This is a genomic window from Fibrobacter sp. (assembly GCA_017503015.1).
In the GTDB taxonomy this organism is placed as follows: domain Bacteria; phylum Fibrobacterota; class Fibrobacteria; order Fibrobacterales; family Fibrobacteraceae; genus Fibrobacter.
In genome coordinates, this window is the sequence record JAFVTX010000002.1 from 49,143 (window position 1) to 67,108 (window position 17,966).

The 17,966-nt window shown below is 53.2% G+C and carries 16 protein-coding genes; 5 read left to right on the top strand and 11 right to left on the bottom strand.

What is annotated here, in order from left to right; translation table 11 throughout:
• Window positions 1–131: 131 nt before the first annotated feature.
• The 11 genes from IKB43_00695 to IKB43_00745 all read right to left on the bottom strand — a co-directional run bounded on the left by IKB43_00695 (window position 132) and on the right by IKB43_00745 (window position 14,088).
• Window positions 132–1,817: a sulfate adenylyltransferase gene (locus IKB43_00695; protein ID MBR2468663.1), complete on the bottom strand. Its 1,686-nt coding sequence runs from the start codon at window positions 1,815–1,817 to the stop codon at window positions 132–134.
• Window positions 1,817–2,716: a sulfate adenylyltransferase subunit CysD gene (gene cysD, locus IKB43_00700; GenBank protein MBR2468664.1), complete on the bottom strand. Its 900-nt coding sequence runs from the start codon at window positions 2,714–2,716 to the stop codon at window positions 1,817–1,819. Before cysD ends, IKB43_00695 begins: the two co-directional genes overlap by 1 nt.
• A gap of 55 nt (window positions 2,717–2,771) precedes the next feature.
• Complete coding sequence (locus IKB43_00705) at window positions 2,772–3,098, bottom strand: ferredoxin family protein (GenBank protein ID MBR2468665.1); 327 nt, start codon at window positions 3,096–3,098, stop codon at window positions 2,772–2,774.
• Window positions 3,082–4,872: an adenylyl-sulfate reductase subunit alpha gene (locus IKB43_00710; GenBank protein MBR2468666.1), complete on the bottom strand. Its 1,791-nt coding sequence runs from the start codon at window positions 4,870–4,872 to the stop codon at window positions 3,082–3,084. Before IKB43_00710 ends, IKB43_00705 begins: the two co-directional genes overlap by 17 nt.
• 176 nt (window positions 4,873–5,048) lie before the next feature.
• Window positions 5,049–5,606 carry a hypothetical protein gene (locus IKB43_00715; GenBank protein MBR2468667.1) on the bottom strand — a complete coding sequence of 186 codons (558 nt, stop codon included), beginning with the start codon at window positions 5,604–5,606 and terminating at the stop codon, window positions 5,049–5,051.
• 286 nt (window positions 5,607–5,892) lie between these two features.
• A complete protein-coding gene (locus IKB43_00720) occupies window positions 5,893–7,398 on the bottom strand; it encodes a hypothetical protein (protein ID MBR2468668.1) in 1,506 nt (501 codons plus the stop codon).
• A gap of 219 nt (window positions 7,399–7,617) precedes the next feature.
• Window positions 7,618–10,626, bottom strand: a complete 3,009-nt coding sequence (gene feoB, locus IKB43_00725; GenBank protein ID MBR2468669.1) for a ferrous iron transport protein B — start codon at window positions 10,624–10,626, stop codon at window positions 7,618–7,620.
• Window positions 10,626–10,910, bottom strand: coding sequence for a ferrous iron transport protein A (locus tag IKB43_00730; protein MBR2468670.1), 285 nt, complete (start codon window positions 10,908–10,910; stop codon window positions 10,626–10,628). Before IKB43_00730 ends, feoB begins: the two co-directional genes overlap by 1 nt.
• Before the next feature lie 51 nt (window positions 10,911–10,961).
• Window positions 10,962–11,384 (bottom strand): metal-dependent transcriptional regulator, encoded by a 423-nt coding sequence (locus IKB43_00735; protein ID MBR2468671.1) that lies wholly within the window; start codon window positions 11,382–11,384, stop codon window positions 10,962–10,964.
• 378 nt (window positions 11,385–11,762) lie between these two features.
• The gene (locus IKB43_00740; GenBank protein MBR2468672.1) at window positions 11,763–13,844 is read right to left on the bottom strand and encodes a heavy metal translocating P-type ATPase; all 2,082 of its coding nucleotides are present in this window, start codon (window positions 13,842–13,844) and stop codon (window positions 11,763–11,765) included.
• Between the two features lie 22 nt (window positions 13,845–13,866).
• Window positions 13,867–14,088: a DUF1490 domain-containing protein gene (locus IKB43_00745; GenBank protein ID MBR2468673.1), complete on the bottom strand. Its 222-nt coding sequence runs from the start codon at window positions 14,086–14,088 to the stop codon at window positions 13,867–13,869.
• Window positions 14,089–14,385: 297 nt separating this feature from the next.
• Here IKB43_00745 and IKB43_00750 point away from each other — a divergent pair, with 297 nt between their 5' ends.
• The 5 genes from IKB43_00750 (at window position 14,386) to IKB43_00770 (ending at window position 17,942) form a co-directional block, all read left to right on the top strand.
• A complete protein-coding gene (locus tag IKB43_00750; GenBank protein ID MBR2468674.1) occupies window positions 14,386–14,538 on the top strand; it encodes a hypothetical protein in 153 nt (50 codons plus the stop codon).
• Between the two features lie 15 nt (window positions 14,539–14,553).
• The gene (locus IKB43_00755) at window positions 14,554–15,585 is read left to right on the top strand and encodes a DMT family transporter (protein MBR2468675.1); all 1,032 of its coding nucleotides are present in this window, start codon (window positions 14,554–14,556) and stop codon (window positions 15,583–15,585) included.
• A 25-nt stretch (window positions 15,586–15,610) separates the two neighbouring features.
• Window positions 15,611–16,399 (top strand): ZIP family metal transporter, encoded by a 789-nt coding sequence (locus IKB43_00760; GenBank protein ID MBR2468676.1) that lies wholly within the window; start codon window positions 15,611–15,613, stop codon window positions 16,397–16,399.
• A gap of 96 nt (window positions 16,400–16,495) precedes the next feature.
• Window positions 16,496–16,909, top strand: coding sequence for a transcriptional repressor (locus IKB43_00765; GenBank protein ID MBR2468677.1), 414 nt, complete (start codon window positions 16,496–16,498; stop codon window positions 16,907–16,909).
• Window positions 16,902–17,942: a zinc ABC transporter substrate-binding protein gene (locus tag IKB43_00770; GenBank protein ID MBR2468678.1), complete on the top strand. Its 1,041-nt coding sequence runs from the start codon at window positions 16,902–16,904 to the stop codon at window positions 17,940–17,942. The genes IKB43_00765 and IKB43_00770 overlap by 8 nt, the downstream gene beginning before the upstream one ends.
• Window positions 17,943–17,966: the final 24 nt, after the last annotated feature.

A 17,966-nucleotide genomic window follows, 5' to 3' on the forward strand; every position in this document is an offset into this window, starting at 1 on the left:
CTTCTTTTGTGCGCACAAATATAGAAGGCACTTTTTATTTTGTCCAATACTTTAATTTTATGCGGAGTTATCGTTTTTTGCTATAAAAAATCCCCGTCTTCGCGGGGGATGACGATGGCGTGCACCGACTGTTACTTTATCACAACTTTTCGATACGTGTCGAAAGCGGCCCACTTGCGGAAGAATTCTTCTCGTCCAAATTCACCTGCTTCGGCATATTCGCGCAGAAGCCTTGAAACATCTTCGTCGGAGAACACCTTGATTTCAAAGCCTCGCCCGTTGATGACGGGGAATCCGTCGTAAAGATATTTGGCCGATTCCGTAATTTCGGCAATTCGCTTGCCGCGCACCTTCACGGCTACGCTGTCACGCAAGATGATAATGTCGAAATCGTCGGGATAGTGGTAGCTTTCGCCTACGGTCGGGATTTCGTCACCGACAGTGTAGTGCTGCCTTACGGGCTGCTGCTTCACCACGGAGAGTGTCGCCGTGTCGTAGAAAAATTCTTCGAAGATTTCTCCACGACCGTGGCGTTCACCCTGCACGAATTCAGCCTTTTCGCCTGCGGCAATCTGCCTTTCAAAAAGATCTTCCACGACTCCACAAGCCGATGTCGCATGGGTCACGCGGTCGATCAAAATCAGTTCGCCCAAGGTCTTGTGCTTCTCGAAAAGGTCCACGACAATTCCTTCGGCAAATACAATTTCAACAACGGCGATGCCATTCTTGTTGAGCGTTTCAGTAGCCTGGTGTGCACCCGTATTCACGTCAATCGCATACTCGATTTTAGTGAGTATTCCGGGAATCGTTTTCGTCCCGAGTTTTACAAGGTAGTCCTTGCCGAGCGAAAGCGGTTCGTCATCCATCCACAGGAGCGAAGCCTTGATTTTCTTGTAGCTTCCGATGTCAGTGTCTTTGGCGAGCACGCAACCTCTAGAAACATCCACTTCGCGGTCCAGCGAAATGGTCACAGGTTCACCGGCGTGAGCCTCTTCCACATTCTTGTCGCCACGCAGGATTCCCTTGACGGTCGCCTTCTCGTTGCTCGGGAGGCTAGTAACCGTATCGCCCACGCGGATAATACCCGCTTCGATCTGTCCCTGGAACCCGCGAAAAGTGCGGTCCGGGCGGCATACGCGCTGCACGGGCAGGTAAAAACCCGCTTCGGTTTGCGCATCGTCGATGTCGATGGTTTCAAGGTAATCCAAGAGGGCCTTGCCCTGGTACCAGGCGATGTTCTTGGATTTCACCGTCACGTTGTCGCCTTCGGTAGCCGAAAGCGGAATCACGTAAACGCTGTGGAGCGAAAGTTCGTCGCTCAGTTCGTTGATTTGCTTCAGGATTTCTTCGAAGCGTTCCTGGCTATAGCCCACAAGATCCATCTTGTTCACAGCAAAGACAAAGTAGCGGATACCCATGAGCTTGCAGATGCGGGCGTGACGGCGGGTCTGCACAAGCACACCCTGCGAGGCATCCACAAGAATCACGGAGAGGTCTGCAAACGAGGCGCCCACGGCCATGTTACGGGTGTATTCCTCATGCCCCGGCGTATCTGCCACAATGAAACTGCGGTTGTCCGTCGTAAAGTAACGGTACGCGACATCGATGGTAATGCCCTGCTCGCGTTCCGCCATCAGGCCGTCCAGCAAAAGGGAATAGTCAATTTTTCCGCTGCGGCTACCGACTTTGCTGTCGAGCTCCAGAGCCTTTTCCTGGTCAGCGTAAAGCAACTTGGAATCGTAAAGGATATGCCCGATGAGTGTAGATTTTCCGTCGTCCACCGAGCCGCATGTAATAAACTTCAACAAACCATTCATTAGAAATATCCCTCCCTCTTGCGGCGTTCCATGCTGCCTGCGGCTTCGTTGTCAATGACGCGGGAAGTGCGTTCCGAGGATACTGCACTCAATGTTTCGTTGATGATTTCGTCGAGTGTGGTGGCAGTCGATTCAATGCCACCCGTGAGCGGGTAACAGCCCAGTGTACGGAAACGCACCGACTTGATTTCGGGCGTTTCGCCTTCGCGAAGCGGGAAGCGGTCATCGTCCACCATGATGATGTTGCCGTCGCGCACCACGACCGGGCGCGGGGCCGCAAAGTACAGCGGAACAATATCAATCTTTTCGCGCTTGATGTACTGCCAAATGTCTTTTTCGGTCCAGTTCGAAATCGGGAAAACGCGGATGCTTTCGCCCTTGTTGATTTTGGTATTGTAAAGTTTCCACATTTCAGGGCGCTGGTTTTTCGGGTCCCAGGCATGTGCAGAATTGCGAAAAGAGAAAATCCTCTCCTTGGCGCGGGATTTTTCTTCGTCACGGCGGCCACCGCCAAAGGCAGCGGTAAAGCCGTACTTGTTGAGTGCCTGCTTCAAGGCCTGCGTCTTCATGATATCGGTATAGGCGGCACCGTGGTCAAACGGGTTGATGCCCTGCTTGACGCCGTCCTGGTTGATGTATTCCAGCATTTCGATGCCGAGCTTTTTCGCGATGTTGTCGCGGAACTCGATCATCTCGCGGAACTTCCACGTGGTATTCACGTGCAGAAACGGGAAAGGCGGCTTTTCGGGGTAAAAGGCCTTCATGGCCAAATGCAACATGACGGAACTGTCCTTGCCGATAGAGTAGAGCATCACCGGCTTTTCGCATTCGGCAGCGACTTCGCGGATGATGTAAATTGCTTCGGCTTCCAGTTCGTCGAGATGTGAATATTCGCTCAAGTTAAATCTCCATTAAGATTCCGGGTCAAGCCCGGAATGACGATTTGTGAAATTCCTAGTATTTGTTCGATTCCTTGGGGTCAATGTCGATAGTCTTGACACTTCCGTCGTTCAACTCAAAAATCCAACGCACGATATCGTTCTTTTGGCCCTTGACCTTTTCGGTGTGCACCTTGCAGCCCTTGCCGCCAATGTCTTCGCCGAGGAAAAACCGGATGGCGTGAACGGGGCATTCCTTGATGCACGAGATGCAACCCCAGCAGTCCTTGGGATACTTGATAAACGCTTTTTTGCCTTCGTTTATCTTGATTAACGTGCCGGGGCAAACGTCGTGGCAGCGCCCGCAACCGATGCACTTGCCTTGATCAATGCTGATGCTCATAGTTCCTTTGCCCTTCTGTGGTGAGTTCGCGCAAGATAATTTTGATTTCGCCGTTTTCAAGACGCGAATTCACGTACTTGCGGAAATGTTCGTTGTCTTTTTCGGGATAGTCGGTGTTTTCGGCAAAGCTGTGCCAACGTGTTTCATGGCGTGCCGAGAGGTGCGCAATCACGCTCTTGCAGACCGTCAGGCGTTCCTTGAGTTCGTAGATGTACATCACCTCTTGTAGGTCGGCGGCACGCAGGGAATCCGTGCGGGCCTCAATCTTCTTGATTTCTTCAAGAGCAACTGCTAACTGATTTTCGCTATAACGATAGCCTGTCTTGATGCCGCCTGCAAAAGCGTCCATAGCTGTTTGCATCGTTTCTTCAAGGTGTTCGACGGTGTCTCCGCCTTCGTCACGGGCTTTTTCGAAGGTGTTATTGACTCGTTTGCCAAGGAACTTCTTGATTTCTGCGACATGTTCTGCAACCTCCCCTTCCGAAATTTTTTCCAACAGATTCACGCTCGATATGCCAGGTCCCTGAGCTTGCCGAAGGGCCGACAAACTCTCTATATATTCCACCGCGCTTTTCGCGGCAATCTCGCCTTCGGCAAGGGCCCCTGTTACGTACTTTTGCGGGGCACCACCGGCAACATCGCCCGCAGCATAGAGCCCTTCGATAGTCGTTGCGCGTTTGGTATCCACCCAGTAACCGCTTGCGGTGTGGCCGCCCACGATGTAGGGTTCCGTACCTTCGATTTCCACATTCGCTTTCGACGGAGTGCCGTTTTCAATCCAGCGAATCGTCTGCGATGGCGCCATGTTCAGGTAAGCCTTCAAAAGCGATTCTTCCTGCTCGGGCGTAATCCCGATGGTGCGCAGGTAGCACGGCCCGCGACCTTCCAGATTTTCGGCTACCGTACCGTACACGCGTTCCGAAGTAGAAATCCCGTACTTGGTCTCATAAACTTCTCCGAGCGCATTCACCTGCTTGGCGCCAACGCCCTGCGCGAGCGTCCCCGTCGGGGCAATCGTATCCTTGCAACGGAGCGCAATAAAACGCATCTCGAATGTGGTCATCTCGGCACCGTGACGGATTCCCATGGCGTAACCCGCGCCCGTATTGAACGGCGGGTACCACATCTTGTGGCGCGAAAATCCCGGATTGTTCGGGCGGTAAAGTCCGGCGGCACCGCCCGTCGCGATAATCACCGCACCCGCCTCGATGGCGTAAAAAGTATCGTTCTCGATTCCAAAACCGAACGCCCCGTCAATCCTGTTGTCGTGAACGGAAAAATCGAAAACGTTCACGTGGTTCAGCACGGTCACATTGGGGAGCTTCTTGACGGCATCGGCCAAAATCGGCTTAATGTTTTCGCCGTTGATTTTGATGTTGCGATTTCCTCGCGTCACATATTTGCCATCTTTATCTTTCAAGATGACAAGCCCCAAGTTTTCCAGATGCGCAGTGACTTCGTTGAACTTCTCGGAGATGGAATAGAGCAAATCCTCGCGGACGATTCCGTCGGCATCCTTCTTGGCATATTCCACGTAGTCCCTGGGCGTGCGGCCTTCGGTAATGTAGGCGTTCAGGGCGTTTACGCCAGCGGCAAGACAACCGCTCCGCTTGATGTTCGCCTTTTCTACGACGAGTATCTTGAGGCGGGCGCCTTTATTTTCCGCGGCATCCTGTACCCCGTCGGCATTACTTTCGGCAGTAATAGCGGCATAACAGCCGGCCGTCCCGCCGCCTATAATCAGCAAATCCGTTTTAAGCCGTTCTATCTTCACAGCATCTCCGTACAACTTTTGGTGCTGCCAAATATAGAACGGGATTTTCACCCCGTCCAATATTATATTTTTATGGTGTTTTATAGAATTTTGCTATAACGCAAAAAGAAAAAAGGCGCTCCCGAAAAAGGACTTCGAATCTCCCGGGAGCGCCAGCTTGTACGGAGAGTACAAACTTATTTGATGTCTTTTCTCCAGGTGGCGGGCTTGAATTCGCCTACGATGGGGAGAAGACGCTGGTCCACGTCGATTTTCAGCACCGAGTTGAAGTTGTTGGTGGCGATCATCTGGGCGGCAAAGCCCACGATGGCCACAATCTCGGAATCGTTGTAGAACTTGCGCAGTTCCTCGAAGTAGCTGTCCGGAACGGCGGTGGGGTCCTTCACGATTTGCCTTGCGAGCTTCACGAGAATCTCTTCGTTCTTCTCGTATTCAAAGCCGTTGGGGTCGATACCGAGAGCCTTCAGGTCGCTGATAAAAAACAGCGAGCAGAGCTGGCAACTGTTGGTGGTAGAAATGGCGTGGGCGTAAACGGTGGCGGCGCGCTGCCCGATGATTTCTACGAGTCGAGCCCAGCTGGTGTACCAACCCATAAAGGCGTCGAATGTCGCGTAGTCCTGCAGCAGCGCACGCTTCATGTTGGTAATCTTGCCGGTAGAGACGAGCTTTTCGTAGGCTTCCTTTGCCTTGCCCTGGGCTTCGTCAACGGATTCAATAAATTTTACTCTTGCCATATTTTGCACTCTCCTTTGGTGCGTCTGCACCGTTTTTTTTGCGCAAAATATAGAAGCGGTTTTTTACGTTGTCCAATACTAAATTTTTATGCGGAGTTATCAGTTTTTTTTATAAGGAAAGGAGTTATGTGTTTGATTTGTTATCTAGATTCCGGGTCAAGCCCGGAATGACGTAGGAGCTGAGTGATGCAGAAGAACGCAAGCATATCGTGTACAATTGCAAAAAGAAAAGAACCGCAGCGATTGCCGCGGTCCCTTGGTTTTTGGGGAAATCTGAATTTGTGAACTAGAAGCTGAACACGGTTTCCACACCGAAGCGCAGCGCGTTGTCGTCTTCGTTGTCCTGGATAGCCAGGTCCACCATACCGAAGGCCGTGATTTCCAGGTTCTCCACCGGCGTGATGTAGACGCGTCCGCCCACGTCGAAGGTGGCGGCGGTTTCATCGTCGTCATCCAGCGTGTGGGTGTGGTATTCTACAGGGATACCCAGCTTGATGAACTCGGCAAGCTTGAGAGCGGGCTCGGCATAGGCGAAGAAGTATTCGGGAATTTCGCCGTTGTCCAGGTCGCTGGCGTCTTCGGCCGCATCACCTCTGTCGATAAAGGCATAGAATGCAGTCGTCTTGATATCGAACATGCCAAGTTCAAAGGTGGGTTCAGCCAGGATGGTGTGGGCGGTAGATGTCCAATCCTGATCTTCCACCACATCGCCATCGTCCATAAGGTAGTCGGCATGGAAACCATAGACTGCGCGGAAGGCGAATCCGCCGATGCTGAGCCCGGCTTCTACACCGGCATGGAGTTCGTTGTGCTGGGCGGTCTGAAAGCTCTTGTAGTCCACATACGGACGCAGGTGCTGGCCGGCGTAGTCGAATTCGTAGGCGGCGTGAACGTCGTAGACCTTGCCGCCATTGTCGTCGGCCCAGTCGTTGTCGCCACGGCCAAAACCAAAGCCGAGAATGAATCCGGCCAGGTCGATTTCAAGACCGCGGATGTCATGTTCTTTCATGCCGGCGGCATTGTCGGCAGGATCATCGTAGTCGTAGTAGGCCACAAATGCACCTTCGGAATAAGTCAGGTCACCGGCCTTGACGGCGAAGAATTCTGCAGGCTGGTACTGGATGTAAGCGCCGTTATAGACGGCGGCAGGATCCGTGGTTTCGTCGTCGGCTTCGAGGCCTACATAGGCAGACCACTTTTCGTTGAACTGGATTTCAAAATTCAGGTCGAAGGTGGATGCATAGGAATGGTTCAGGTCGTCTTCTACCCAGACATTGCCCGTGTAGGCGTCGAATTCCACTTCACCATTATACTTGACTTGCATCTGGGCTTCGGATGTTCCTTCGTTCATGCTAGCCTTGAGCATATCAAGGGCGTTGCCCGCGGCATTGGCCACTTCGCCCGGATTCGTGTTTTCGGTTGCTGAGCTTGCCGAAGCATCGGCAGGAGCTGCGGCCTGTTCGGCAGGCTGCTCGGGCTTGGCTTCTTCTGCCTTGGGTTCTTCGGCGGGCTGTGCCGCTGCGGTCTGCTCAGCGGGCTGTTCCTGTGCGGCAGCCGGTGCTTCCGTCTGTTCGGCAGCGACGGTTTCGGTTGCTGAGCCTGTCGAAGTATCGGCCTTCGGCTGTTCAGCAGGTTGTGCAGCAGGCTGAGTTTCCTGTGCGGCAGGCTGCTCGGCAGCAGGAGCGGCAGCTTCGGGGGCCGCAGGTGCTGCGTCCTGTGCAAGTGCCGGCATTGCAAAGAACGCTGCGGCAGCGAGTCCAGACAAGAGGTGGGACGATAAACGGTTTTTCATTTTTATCTCCTTTGACGGATATTTTTTCGTTTTTGTAACACTCCGTCCACTGTTTTACAGTTCATGTCACAAAAACGGTAGGCAGACGCTCTTTCGCGCACAGTAGAGCAAAATGCGTGCCATTTTTTTGTTAAGGTTTGTTAGTTTGGTCTAACTTAAACTTTCTAATAAAGGGCTGGCAGGATTTGGGCCTACCAGCCCTATTCTTGATTCCAAAGGTTAGTCTTCGAATCTCTTTTCCTTATTGGCCTTCATGCCGAAGAGCTTGAGGAAGATTCCCGTACCCACAAGCACCACGATGGCTGCGACAATCCATGTCACGTTTCCACCAACAGGCACCTGGTAAAGGAGTACCGCCACAGCCCAGGCAAGGAGCGTCTGCACCGTCGCCATGAGGATTGCGAGGCCGAGGCCGATTTCGCGGGCAACCACACCCATGGCGGCAAGGCACGGCACATAGAGCAGGATGAAGATGAGGAATGCGAACACCTGCCAGTTAAAGCCATCCACCGGGTTACCGTTCTTGTCCGGGTTGTGGAAGTAAGAGCGGAGGTTGGCATAGATGTCGGCGGTTTCGGAAAGGTCGCCTTCTTCGAGAGCTCCCATTTCGTCTTCGGAGAGTTCGAGACCTGCGGCAGCGAGCTTTGCGAACACGGCCTCGCGGGTCTTTTCGTCCTCTTCTTCTTCGCCGAAGGTTTCGATGGCTGCATATTCTTCGCAGGTCAGCACCTTGGCGTCGGTAATCTTGTCCAGAGTTTCTTTCTTGAGTTCGGCGGCTTCTTGGCCTTCCAATTCTCCGGAGGTTCCCAGCGGATCTACGAGAGAGCCGAACACTTCGGCGAGGTTGGCGGGAATGGAACCGAGGGCCTCCAGCAGGGCGCCCTTCATGTCGGGAGCGCCACCTTCTTCCTCTTCTTCGGCAGGGCATTCGTCAATGCCCGCGATAAGGGGCTTTTCTTCTGCAGCGGGTTCCACGACGGTTTCTTCTGCGGGAGCCTCGGCAGGAGCGGCTTCGCTCGTGCCAGATTCCGGCTCGGTGGCCGGAATGACGTTCGATGCGAGTGCTGCGGAATCGGTTGTAACAACGCTATCGGTTGTAGCAGAATCAGCGGCAGCCACCTCAGCGGTTTCGGTGGCAGGCTCGGCAACCTTGTTCGTGTCGTTAGCAGTTGTATCGGCTGTGGCAACATTTTCATCGTCATGGCGGACTTGATCCGCCATCTCGCCTGTGCCAGATTCCGGCTCGGTGGCCGGAATGACGTCCGAAGCATTTTCCCCCACCATGGAATAGAGGGAGTTCATGGTACCAATAACGGCTTCCTTGGCCAACAGGCCCGTGAACAGGGACACGGATGCGGGCCAGTTTTCGCGCTCAACGCCGAAGGGTTCGAACACCGGCGTAATGGCCTTGCCGATTACTGAGAGCAGGCTGTTTTCGGAGTCGCCGTTACCGGCGGTAAATTCGTTGGACTTGACCACCTTGGATTCATCGACCACAAAGCCTTCGGGGAGCGCCACGTTTTCAGCCTCGCCTGCTTCGTTTTCTTGAACCATCTGGTAGCCGTCTTCGGCCTGGACGATTTCGGTCGTCTTGCCGTCAACATCGACATACATCTTCTCCACAATGCCGAAGCTGTTGAGGAAGCCAAGAACTGCAACGGCAAGCGTAATCACCTTACCGGCGCGCCAGATGTAGTCGCGCAGGCGCTGCCAGCAGTGAATCATCAGGGACTTGAACTTGGGCAAATGATACGGCGGAAGTTCCATCACAAAGTTAGAGGCCTGGCCCTGGAAAAGCGACTTTTTCAAGAAGAGACCGTAAGCGATGGCGAACAGCACACCGGCGAGGTAAAGCAGGAACACGACTGTGCCCGCCATCTTGCCGAAGAATGCGGCGGCAAAAAGCGCGTACACCGGGAGGCGTGCGCCGCAGCTCATAAACGGCACCAAGAAGATGGTGAGGAAGCGTTCACGCTTGGATTCCAGCACGCGGGAGCCCATAATGCCCGGCACGCCGCAACCGAAGCCCACCATCATGGGCACGAAGGCACGACCGGGGAGCCCGAGGAAACGCATGAAACGGTCTGCAACGAAAGCCGCGCGGGCCATGTAACCCGAGTCTTCCAAGAACGAAAGGCACAGGAACATGAAGAAGATGACCGGGATGAAGGTGGAAACCGTCTGGATACCGGCGCCGATACCGTCGGCGAGAATTGCCGTGACAAAGGAGGGGCAACCGAGAACATCGCCCAACAGGTAGCCGAGGCCATCCACGAAAATCGCACCGAACAGCACGTCAAAGAAATCAATGAACGCAGAACCGATGGTGACCGCAATCCAGAATACCAGATACATGATGACCAGGAATATGGGGAGAGCTGCCCAGCGGTTCAAAAGTACAGCGTCAAGCTTGTCCGAGAAAGTCTTCTTGGTACGGCTGGATTCGATAACGGCCTTGGCCACTTCGTGAGACTTGGAGTAACGGCTTTCGGCCATGGCAAATTCGGGTTCTTCGCCCAGGAGCCTTGTCACTTCGGCCTTGTCGATGGTAACGCCCGCTTCGGCGAACTTGTCGGCGTAGCTCTTTTCGTTGCCCAGGTACATCAGGGCGACCCAACGGTCATCGGCATTCAGGAGCTTTGCCACGGGAGCCACCTTCGGCTCCAACAGCTTTACGGCTTCTTCGACCTTGTCGGCATAGACCATGGGTTTCGGGAGAGGCATGGGGGCGGCAAGCACGTGTGCCATTTCGCCTACGAAATTCATGACGCTCTTGTCGCTTACGGCAGAAAGCGGGATGCAGGGAATCCCGTAGGTTTCGGAAAGTGCCTGCAAATCCAGCACGATGCCGCGGTGTTCGGCAATGTCCATCATGTTCACCGCAATCACCATGGGCAGGTGCATGTCGGCAAGTTGGCTCGTGAGGAACAGGTTGCGCTCGATGTTGGTGGCATCGACAATATTGATAATCAGGTCGGCTTCGCGGCTGAGCAGGTAATCGACAGCGGCGCGTTCGTCTTCGGCGTTGGCGAAAATGGCGTAGGTACCCGGCAGGTCCACCACGCGGATGTGGCGTCCGCCCAGTTCAAAATAACCTTCTTTCTTTTCGACAGTCACGCCGGGCCAGTTGCCCACATGTTGGCGCGAGCCCGTGAGGGCGTTAAAGAGTGCGGTCTTACCGCAGTTCGGGTTACCCGCAATGGCAATCGTGAAATGCTTGGCAGTCATTATACCCTCCTCAGCTTGAGAACATTGGCTTCTTGCTTGCGGAGCGAGAGCCTGTAAGAAAGGACGCTCACTTCAATCGGATCGCCGAGGGGGGCCACCTGCAAGACTTCCATTTGAACGCCACGGACTAACCCCATGGACAGAAGCTTCGACTTGTAACGGGAATCGCCTTCGTTGTAGCCGACGATTTCTACCTTGTCGCCGCGTTTCAAGTCCGAAAACTGCGGCTCAGTGTTCCATTTCTTTGCTTGCGACTTGCCGCCGCAACCACAATTACAGCTCATATTTTATCCTCGTATAAAAGGCCGGATACCGCATGAGCCGCGATTTCCAGCCTACTTTTTGTTTTTGACGCTTTTTGCTTTTTTGGGCGAGGGCGCAGCCTCCGCCGGTTTCATAAAGTCTTCGATTTTTCCAAGAGTCTCCGCCGAAAGGATATGCTCCATGCAGCAGGCGTCCTTGTCGGCAATGGCTTCGGACACGCCCAGCTTGACCAGGAATCCTTTCAATAATATATGGCGGTTCAGAATCATGGCGGCAACGCGCTGACCTTCTTCGGTAAGCTCTACTCCGCTGTATGGTTCCTGTGTCACAAGCCCGAGCTTCTTGAGTTCAATCATAGCCTTCGCTACCGACGGCATCTTGACCGTAAGGGCTGCGGCAATGTCCTTGACGCGGGCGATTCCATTTGCAAGGCGCAACATGTGCACCATTTCCAGGTAGTCTTCCAGACTCTGGCTTAGTTTTGTATGATCCATTCGAGGCCTCCGATCCGGATTATACGGGTTAATTTTTGCCTAATCGTCATTAGACGGGGCTAATATAGTTCTTTTCGGCTAATTAGGCAAGGCTAAAATTATTAAAAAAGGCATACTTTTTTAGGTTGAGCTAACATTTTGTTTAAAAATTTACCAAAAAACGCGATTTTGCCCTTGCTTTTCTTGTTAGATTTGTCTAACTTTGAATTGGCGGGTCAAATTCTAATTGTAGCCATAGGGTTAGAATGGAGCCTGCCAGGTTGAAGCAAAAATCCAATTCCCTCCTTGTGTCTCTTTGGGAACGATTTCGCCCCCGCTCAAGTAGCTCTGAGCGGGGGCGTTTTTTGATAATTTAGGCTGTTTTTGATTGTCGCGAGCCTACGCGCGCTTCAACGGCGTCATGCTCTTGGCGCAAATCGCCATGGTCGAGAGGTTATGCAACAGGGCCGAGGTCGAGGGGGCAAGTATTCCGAAGAAACCTGCGGCCAGGAGCGACGTGTTGAAGGCGACGATAAAGCGGTAGTTCGCTTGGATGCGGTCCATGAGCTGCGTACTCAACGTGCGGAGCTCGGCGAGGTCGCGCAGGTCTTCGCTGCGGAGCGTCACGTCGGCGGTTTCGCGGGCAATGTCGCTGGCATCGCTCATGGCAACCGACACGTTCGCGGCGGCCAATGCGGGCGCATCGTTGATTCCGTCGCCCACCATTATCACGCGGCGGCCTTCGGCCTTCATTTTTTCCACATAGCGGTGCTTGTCTTCGGGCAGCACCTGCGCAAAGAAGGTGTCGATGCCCAAAAGTTGCGCCGTACGTTCGGCGGCCTTCTGGCTGTCGCCGGTAATCATCGCCACATATTTAATTCCGCGTTCACGGAGCATGCGAATCGCTTCTGCTGCTTCGTCACGCGGAGGATCGCTAATGCAAAGCACGCCCGCAAGGTTCCCGCCAATGGCAAGGTAAATCACGGAAGCAGCTCCGGCGAGTTCGTCGATCTTTTTCTGCTCCGCTTCGCCCACTGCAATCTTTTCGTCTTCGACGACGAAATGCTTGCTGCCGATAACGGCGCGTTCACCGTCGAGGGTCGTCGCAATCCCGTGCGCCACAATGTACTTGACATCGGCGTGTTCTTCTTCGTGGTCGATTCCCCGTTCGGCGGCACCGCGCACAATGGCGCGCGCCATGCTATGCGGGAAATGCTCCTCGATGCAGGCCGCGATGCGCAGAATTTCCTCTTCGCTGCGGTTACCGAACGGAATCACGCGTTCGAGTTTCGGTTCCGCCTTGGTGAGCGTTCCCGTCTTGTCGAAAACGATGGTGTCTGCCAGGGCGAATTCTTCGAGATACTTGCCGCCTTTCACGGTCATGTTGCGGTCAGCCGCTTCGCGCAGCGCCGAAATCACCGAAATCGGGGTGGAAAGCTTGATGGCGCAAGAATAGTCCACCATCAGAATCGAGACGGCCTTGGTGATGTTGCGCGTAAACAGGAGCGTGAGCCCGAATCCGATAAAGCTGAACGGCACGATACCATCGGCAAGGCGTTCGGCGCGGCTCTGGATAGAGGCCTTCAGGTCTTCGGAGCGGTCGATGAGTTCAATGATTTTCTGAATCTTGGTGTTGCCGCTCACGGCTCGCACAGATACTACGATGGAGCCTTCGTCTACGACGGTGCCCGCAAAAACGGACTTTCCGACCGTCTTATGCACCGCCTGCGATTCGCCCGTCATGGTCGCTTCGTTCACGAATGCATCGCCTTCGGCAACGGTTCCGTCCACCGGAATCATGCTGCCAGAGCGCACGCGCACGAGGTCGCCCACCTGAACATCCTGCATACGCACTTGAACATCGACGCCGTCCTTGACTACCCACACGCGGTCAACCTTCACGGCAAGGCTTGCGGTAAGGGCGGTTCGCGTACGCGCCTTGGTGTAATCTTCCAAGAGGCTACTCACGTTCAGCAGGAACATGATGGTCCCTGCCGATTCGTAATTACGCTGCAAGATGCTAGCCCCGATGGCGGCACCGTCCAACACCTCGACAGAAAGTTTCCCTTCACCTAGGCAATTCAGGCCCTTCGCCACAAACTTGAGGCCCCTGTAAATCAGGTGTGCCGTGCGGATGGGAGCTGGAACCAGCAATTTGGCAAGGTAACGCCGCGCAATCATGAACGCGAGCCGGTTCTTGAATCGCGTGTCGAGTTCCTGCAGTTGGTATTCGGTATCGGGTTCAATTTCCGGAAGATTAGCAACGTTTAGATTCCGGACGAAATCAATCACCTGTTCACGATAGCCATCTTCGTATTCCAGCAGAATGCCGCCGTTTTCCGAATGGACTACCGCTTTCTGGACATAAGGTACACTCACGCATGCCTTGTGTATGCGCGGTTCATGCATTTTTTCAAACGCGTAGGCCCCCGCCCGAAAGCGGATTCGCCCCGGCTGATCGTAAACGATTCTACATTTCATCGAAAACTCTTTCGTCTTTCGTCTATTTCTCCGCTTCTTTCTTCGCGTCGTTGCAGATGTCTGCGGCTTCGTCCTTCATATCCTGGAAGGCGGCCTTGGCGTCGGCAGTAATCTTCATGCCTTCGGCAAGTCCCTTGACGGCATATTCGCGAGTTTTGGGAGCCTTGAGAATCTTCTTGATGATAGTCGGGCCAACCACGCCTGCCATCACACACCAGAACTTTTCATTTTTCCATACGGACATAGTTTACTCCTTGTGTTTCGCCCTAATGTCATCCCCGACTTGGTCGGGGATCTCCATTAAAGCTTTGTTGTTCCTTGCTTAATAATCTACCTAAAATTTCATTCAAAAGCAACTTACATACAAACTAACAGACAAACTTCGAACCCAAGTCCTGTAAGGCTTCCGTGCGACTAACATTGTTAGAATTTTTCTAATTTAGTTCAGCCTATTTAACTTAGTTAGCGTAAAAAAAGTTAGCCCTATTCTTGTTCCAACTCGTTTATCAACTGAATATTGATCACCTTCATCCTTTGCGCAATGTTCTTCGTATTCATCTTTAGCCCCATGGGCGCGCTCCACAACGTGGGCCTGCTCTCCATCGTGGGCCTCGGTGCCGCACTCCTTGCCGACTACACGCTCACCACGGCGCTTGTTTACCTGACAAAACCATACGGGATATCTTCAAATTAATTCTACATTTAAATCATGGACAAGAATGTCATTGCGATTGGTTATGCTATAGCGGCAGCCGCATTTTATGCACTGAATGTTCCCTGCTCCAAAATGCTGCTGGCCCACATTTCGCCCGTATTCATGGCAGGGCTGCTCTATATTGGCGCAGGGCTCGGCATCGGCATCCTCTACCTGTTCCATGTCAGGCGCGAGCCCCAATCGGAACGGCTCTGCAAAAAAGATTTCCCTTACACGCTAGGCATGGTCCTGCTCGACATCGCCGCACCCATATTGCTCATGTTTGGCGTCAAGTACGGAACATCCAGCAACGCCTCCCTGCTCGGGAACTTCGAAATCGTCGCGACAACGCTGATTGCGCTGTTCATCTTTAGAGAAAAGGTGTCTAAGCGTTTGTGGATTGCCATTTTATTTATAACGACATCCAGTTTCATTCTCTCGTTTGAAAATGTCGACGGATTTAATTTCTCGATCGGCTCCATCTTTGTTCTCGGCGCGACCATCTGCTGGGGGCTAGAAAACAACTGCACCCGCAAAATTTCGGACAAAAGCACATACCAGATTGTGACCATAAAAGGCCTCTGTTCCGGAATAGGTTCCATCGTCGTTTCGCTTACCACAGGCGAATTGAACTTCGCCGCAAAATTCATCCCGTTCGCCCTGTTGCTCGGCTTTGTGGCTTACGGCCTGAGCATTTTCACCTACATCCGCGCACAAAAATACCTGGGGGCAGCAAAGACCAGCGCCTTTTACGCCTTCGCGCCCTTTATCGGCGTCCTGTTTTCTGTCGTGCTCCTGAACGAAAAAATCACGCTGCAATACATCGTGGCGTTCCTGGTCATGATTGCCGGTACCATTTTTGTGGTCTGCGATACGCTTGTCCGCTCACATTCGCACATGCATCAGCATATTTTCACGCACACGCATGGCGGCATAACCCATACGCACGTTGTTACGCATTCCCATTTGCACAACCATGTCTTTTCCGATGCAAAGCACGGTCACAGCCACGACATCAAGGACCTAGAGAAAATCTCGACACACTGATACGCATTATGCTATCTTTCAAAGTATGAACGAGACTGTCTTACAAATCGCCCAAGGTCTTGCCATCCCATTCTTAGGGACGGTTCTCGGAGCCGCCTGCGTCTTCTTTATGAAGAAGCAGATGGGGCAAAACCTCAAGCGCGGACTCCTGTCGTTTGCGGCGGGCGTCATGGTGGCAGCTTCCGTTTGGAGTCTGCTCTTGCCCGCTATCAGCGCCAGCGAATCCATGGGCAAACTGGCGTTCATCCCGGCAACGGTCGGTTTCTGGGCCGGCATTCTGTTCCTGTATATTTTGGATAAAATAACGCCGCACTTGCATTTGGGCAGCGCCACTCCCGAAGGCCCTAAGGCAAAACTCAAGCGCACGACCATGCTCACGCTAGCAGTAACTTTGCACAACTTGCCCGAGGGCATGGCTGTCGGTATCGTTTTCGCAGGCTGGCTTTCGGGGAATGTCGCCATCACGCTTTCGGGTGCGTTTGCGCTTGCCATAGGCATCGCCATCCAGAATTTCCCTGAAGGGGCGGTGGTTTCGCTCCCGCTCCGGGCCGAAGGGGCTTCCCGCAAAAAGGCTTTCGCCTTGGGAGCGCTCTCCGGAGCCGTAGAACCCGTAGGCGCGTTAATCACGCTGCTTGCGGCTGAGGCGCTCTCGCCGTTCATGCCCTACCTGCTCTCGCTTGCGGCAGGCGCCATGATTTATGTCGTAATCGAAGAAATGCTCCCTGAAGTCAGCGAAGGAGAGCATTTTGATGCCGGCACCATCCTCTTTGCCGTGGGTTTCACGCTCATGATGGTGCTGGATTCGGCCCTGTAGGGTAAAAATCCCAAAAAATACAGAATTGACAATCATTCGCAAATTGACTATATTTTAATTTGCGAATCATTCGCAAATCGTGCAAATAGAGGAAAGATGGAATACAAGACCCAGTCAAAGCAGCAGATTCTGGACTTTATGGTAGGCAATCCGGACCGGATTTTCAAGGCGTCTGAAATAGCCCAGAGCCTGCCCGAAATCTCGCTGAGCACCGTTTACAGGAACCTTTCCAGGCTCGAAAAAGCCGGACTGATCCAGATTGTGGGTGCTGCCGAGAACAACGAATTGCAATACCGCTATACGGGTCCTGGACGTTGCGAAGCCAAGATGCACCTGGTCTGTAAGGATTGCGGCAAGTTCTTTCACCTGGACGGCCCCGCTCTCAAGATGTTGCAGCTTTCCGTGCAGCGGGTAAGCGGTTTTGAACTGGATCAGCAGCAGTCGGTGTTGCTTGGCCGTTGTGCAGGCTGCTCCGGAAGGCCTCGCCACTCAAGGAGGCGCCATGTTTAAGGGATTTGTAGTCAAGGCGTTCCTCGCCGTGACTTTGTTGCTGGCCGCTTGCGGAACAAAATCCGAGACCGAGGGTGCAGCGAAGGATATTTCTGTTATTGCCGTGACATACCCGCAGTACGACTGGTTCAAGAACGTTCTTGGCGGACGTGCCGATGCGGTTGACTTGAAATTGCTCATCAAGAACGGCGCTGACCTGCACAGTTATCAGCCTTCGGCTCAGGATATTGCGGCCATTGCAGGTGCTGACATGGTGGTGTATGTAGGCGGCGAATCCGACGAATGGATTGAGAAGGCTCTTGCGGCGACCCCGAAAGAAGGGCGCATAGAAGTAAACATGATGAAGGTCTTGGGAAACCGGGTGAAGGAAGAGGAAGTCGTAGAGGGCATGCAGGGAGAGACGAGAGACGAGAGACGAGAGACGAAAGAAAACGCAGAAGAGAACCACGAACACGCTGAAAGACATCACCATCACGACGAAGAGGAAGAAGTCGAAAACGACGAGCACATCTGGCTATCGCTGAAGAACGCCGAAATACTGGTAAAGGCTCTTGCAGAGTCCATCGCAAAACTGGATACGGCTCATGCCGCGGAATACCACATGAATGCGGCACTCTACATTGCAAAAATCAGTGCGCTGGACGCCCAGTATCGTGCCACAATGGAAAATGCAACGCTCAAGACAATCCTGTTCGGTGACCGTTTCCCCTTCCGTTACCTGGTGGACGATTATGGCATTAAGTATTATGCTGCATTTGTGGGTTGTTCTGCCGAAAGTGAGGCCAGTTTCGAGACGATAACCTTCCTTGCGGGTAAAATGGATTCCCTTGCCCTGCCTGCCATTTTTACCATTGATGGCAGCGATGGAAAAATCGCCCGTGCCATTCTCAATGCGAGCAAGAATTCGAAAAACGCCGAAGTGTTGATGCTGAATTCCATGCAGTCGGTGAAAGACGAACAGATAAAGGCTGGGGCAGACTATCTCTCCATCATGCGAGATAATTTGGAAGTTTTGAAAAAAGCGATTAAGTAATGAGTTATGAGTAATGGGTTGTGA

Bases quoted from the DNA above. Each gene is read 5' to 3' on its own strand.
- IKB43_00695 (MBR2468663.1), bottom strand. From the start codon at position 1,817: ATGAATGGTTTGTTGAAGTTTATTACATGCGGCTCGGTGGACGACGGA.
- IKB43_00705 (MBR2468665.1), bottom strand. From the start codon at position 3,098: ATGAGCATCAGCATTGATCAAGGCAAGTGCATCGGTTGCGGGCGCTGC.
- IKB43_00715 (MBR2468667.1), bottom strand. From the start codon at position 5,606: ATGGCAAGAGTAAAATTTATTGAATCCGTTGACGAAGCCCAGGGCAAG.
- IKB43_00720 (MBR2468668.1), bottom strand. From the start codon at position 7,398: ATGAAAAACCGTTTATCGTCCCACCTCTTGTCTGGACTCGCTGCCGCA.
- feoB (MBR2468669.1), bottom strand. From the start codon at position 10,626: ATGACTGCCAAGCATTTCACGATTGCCATTGCGGGTAACCCGAACTGC.
- IKB43_00730 (MBR2468670.1), bottom strand. From the start codon at position 10,910: ATGAGCTGTAATTGTGGTTGCGGCGGCAAGTCGCAAGCAAAGAAATGG.
- IKB43_00735 (MBR2468671.1), bottom strand. From the start codon at position 11,384: ATGGATCATACAAAACTAAGCCAGAGTCTGGAAGACTACCTGGAAATG.
- IKB43_00740 (MBR2468672.1), bottom strand. From the start codon at position 13,844: ATGAAATGTAGAATCGTTTACGATCAGCCGGGGCGAATCCGCTTTCGG.
- IKB43_00745 (MBR2468673.1), bottom strand. From the start codon at position 14,088: ATGTCCGTATGGAAAAATGAAAAGTTCTGGTGTGTGATGGCAGGCGTG.
- IKB43_00750 (MBR2468674.1), top strand. From the start codon at position 14,386: ATGTTCTTCGTATTCATCTTTAGCCCCATGGGCGCGCTCCACAACGTG.
- IKB43_00755 (MBR2468675.1), top strand. From the start codon at position 14,554: ATGGACAAGAATGTCATTGCGATTGGTTATGCTATAGCGGCAGCCGCA.
- IKB43_00760 (MBR2468676.1), top strand. From the start codon at position 15,611: ATGAACGAGACTGTCTTACAAATCGCCCAAGGTCTTGCCATCCCATTC.
- IKB43_00765 (MBR2468677.1), top strand. From the start codon at position 16,496: ATGGAATACAAGACCCAGTCAAAGCAGCAGATTCTGGACTTTATGGTA.
- IKB43_00770 (MBR2468678.1), top strand. From the start codon at position 16,902: ATGTTTAAGGGATTTGTAGTCAAGGCGTTCCTCGCCGTGACTTTGTTG.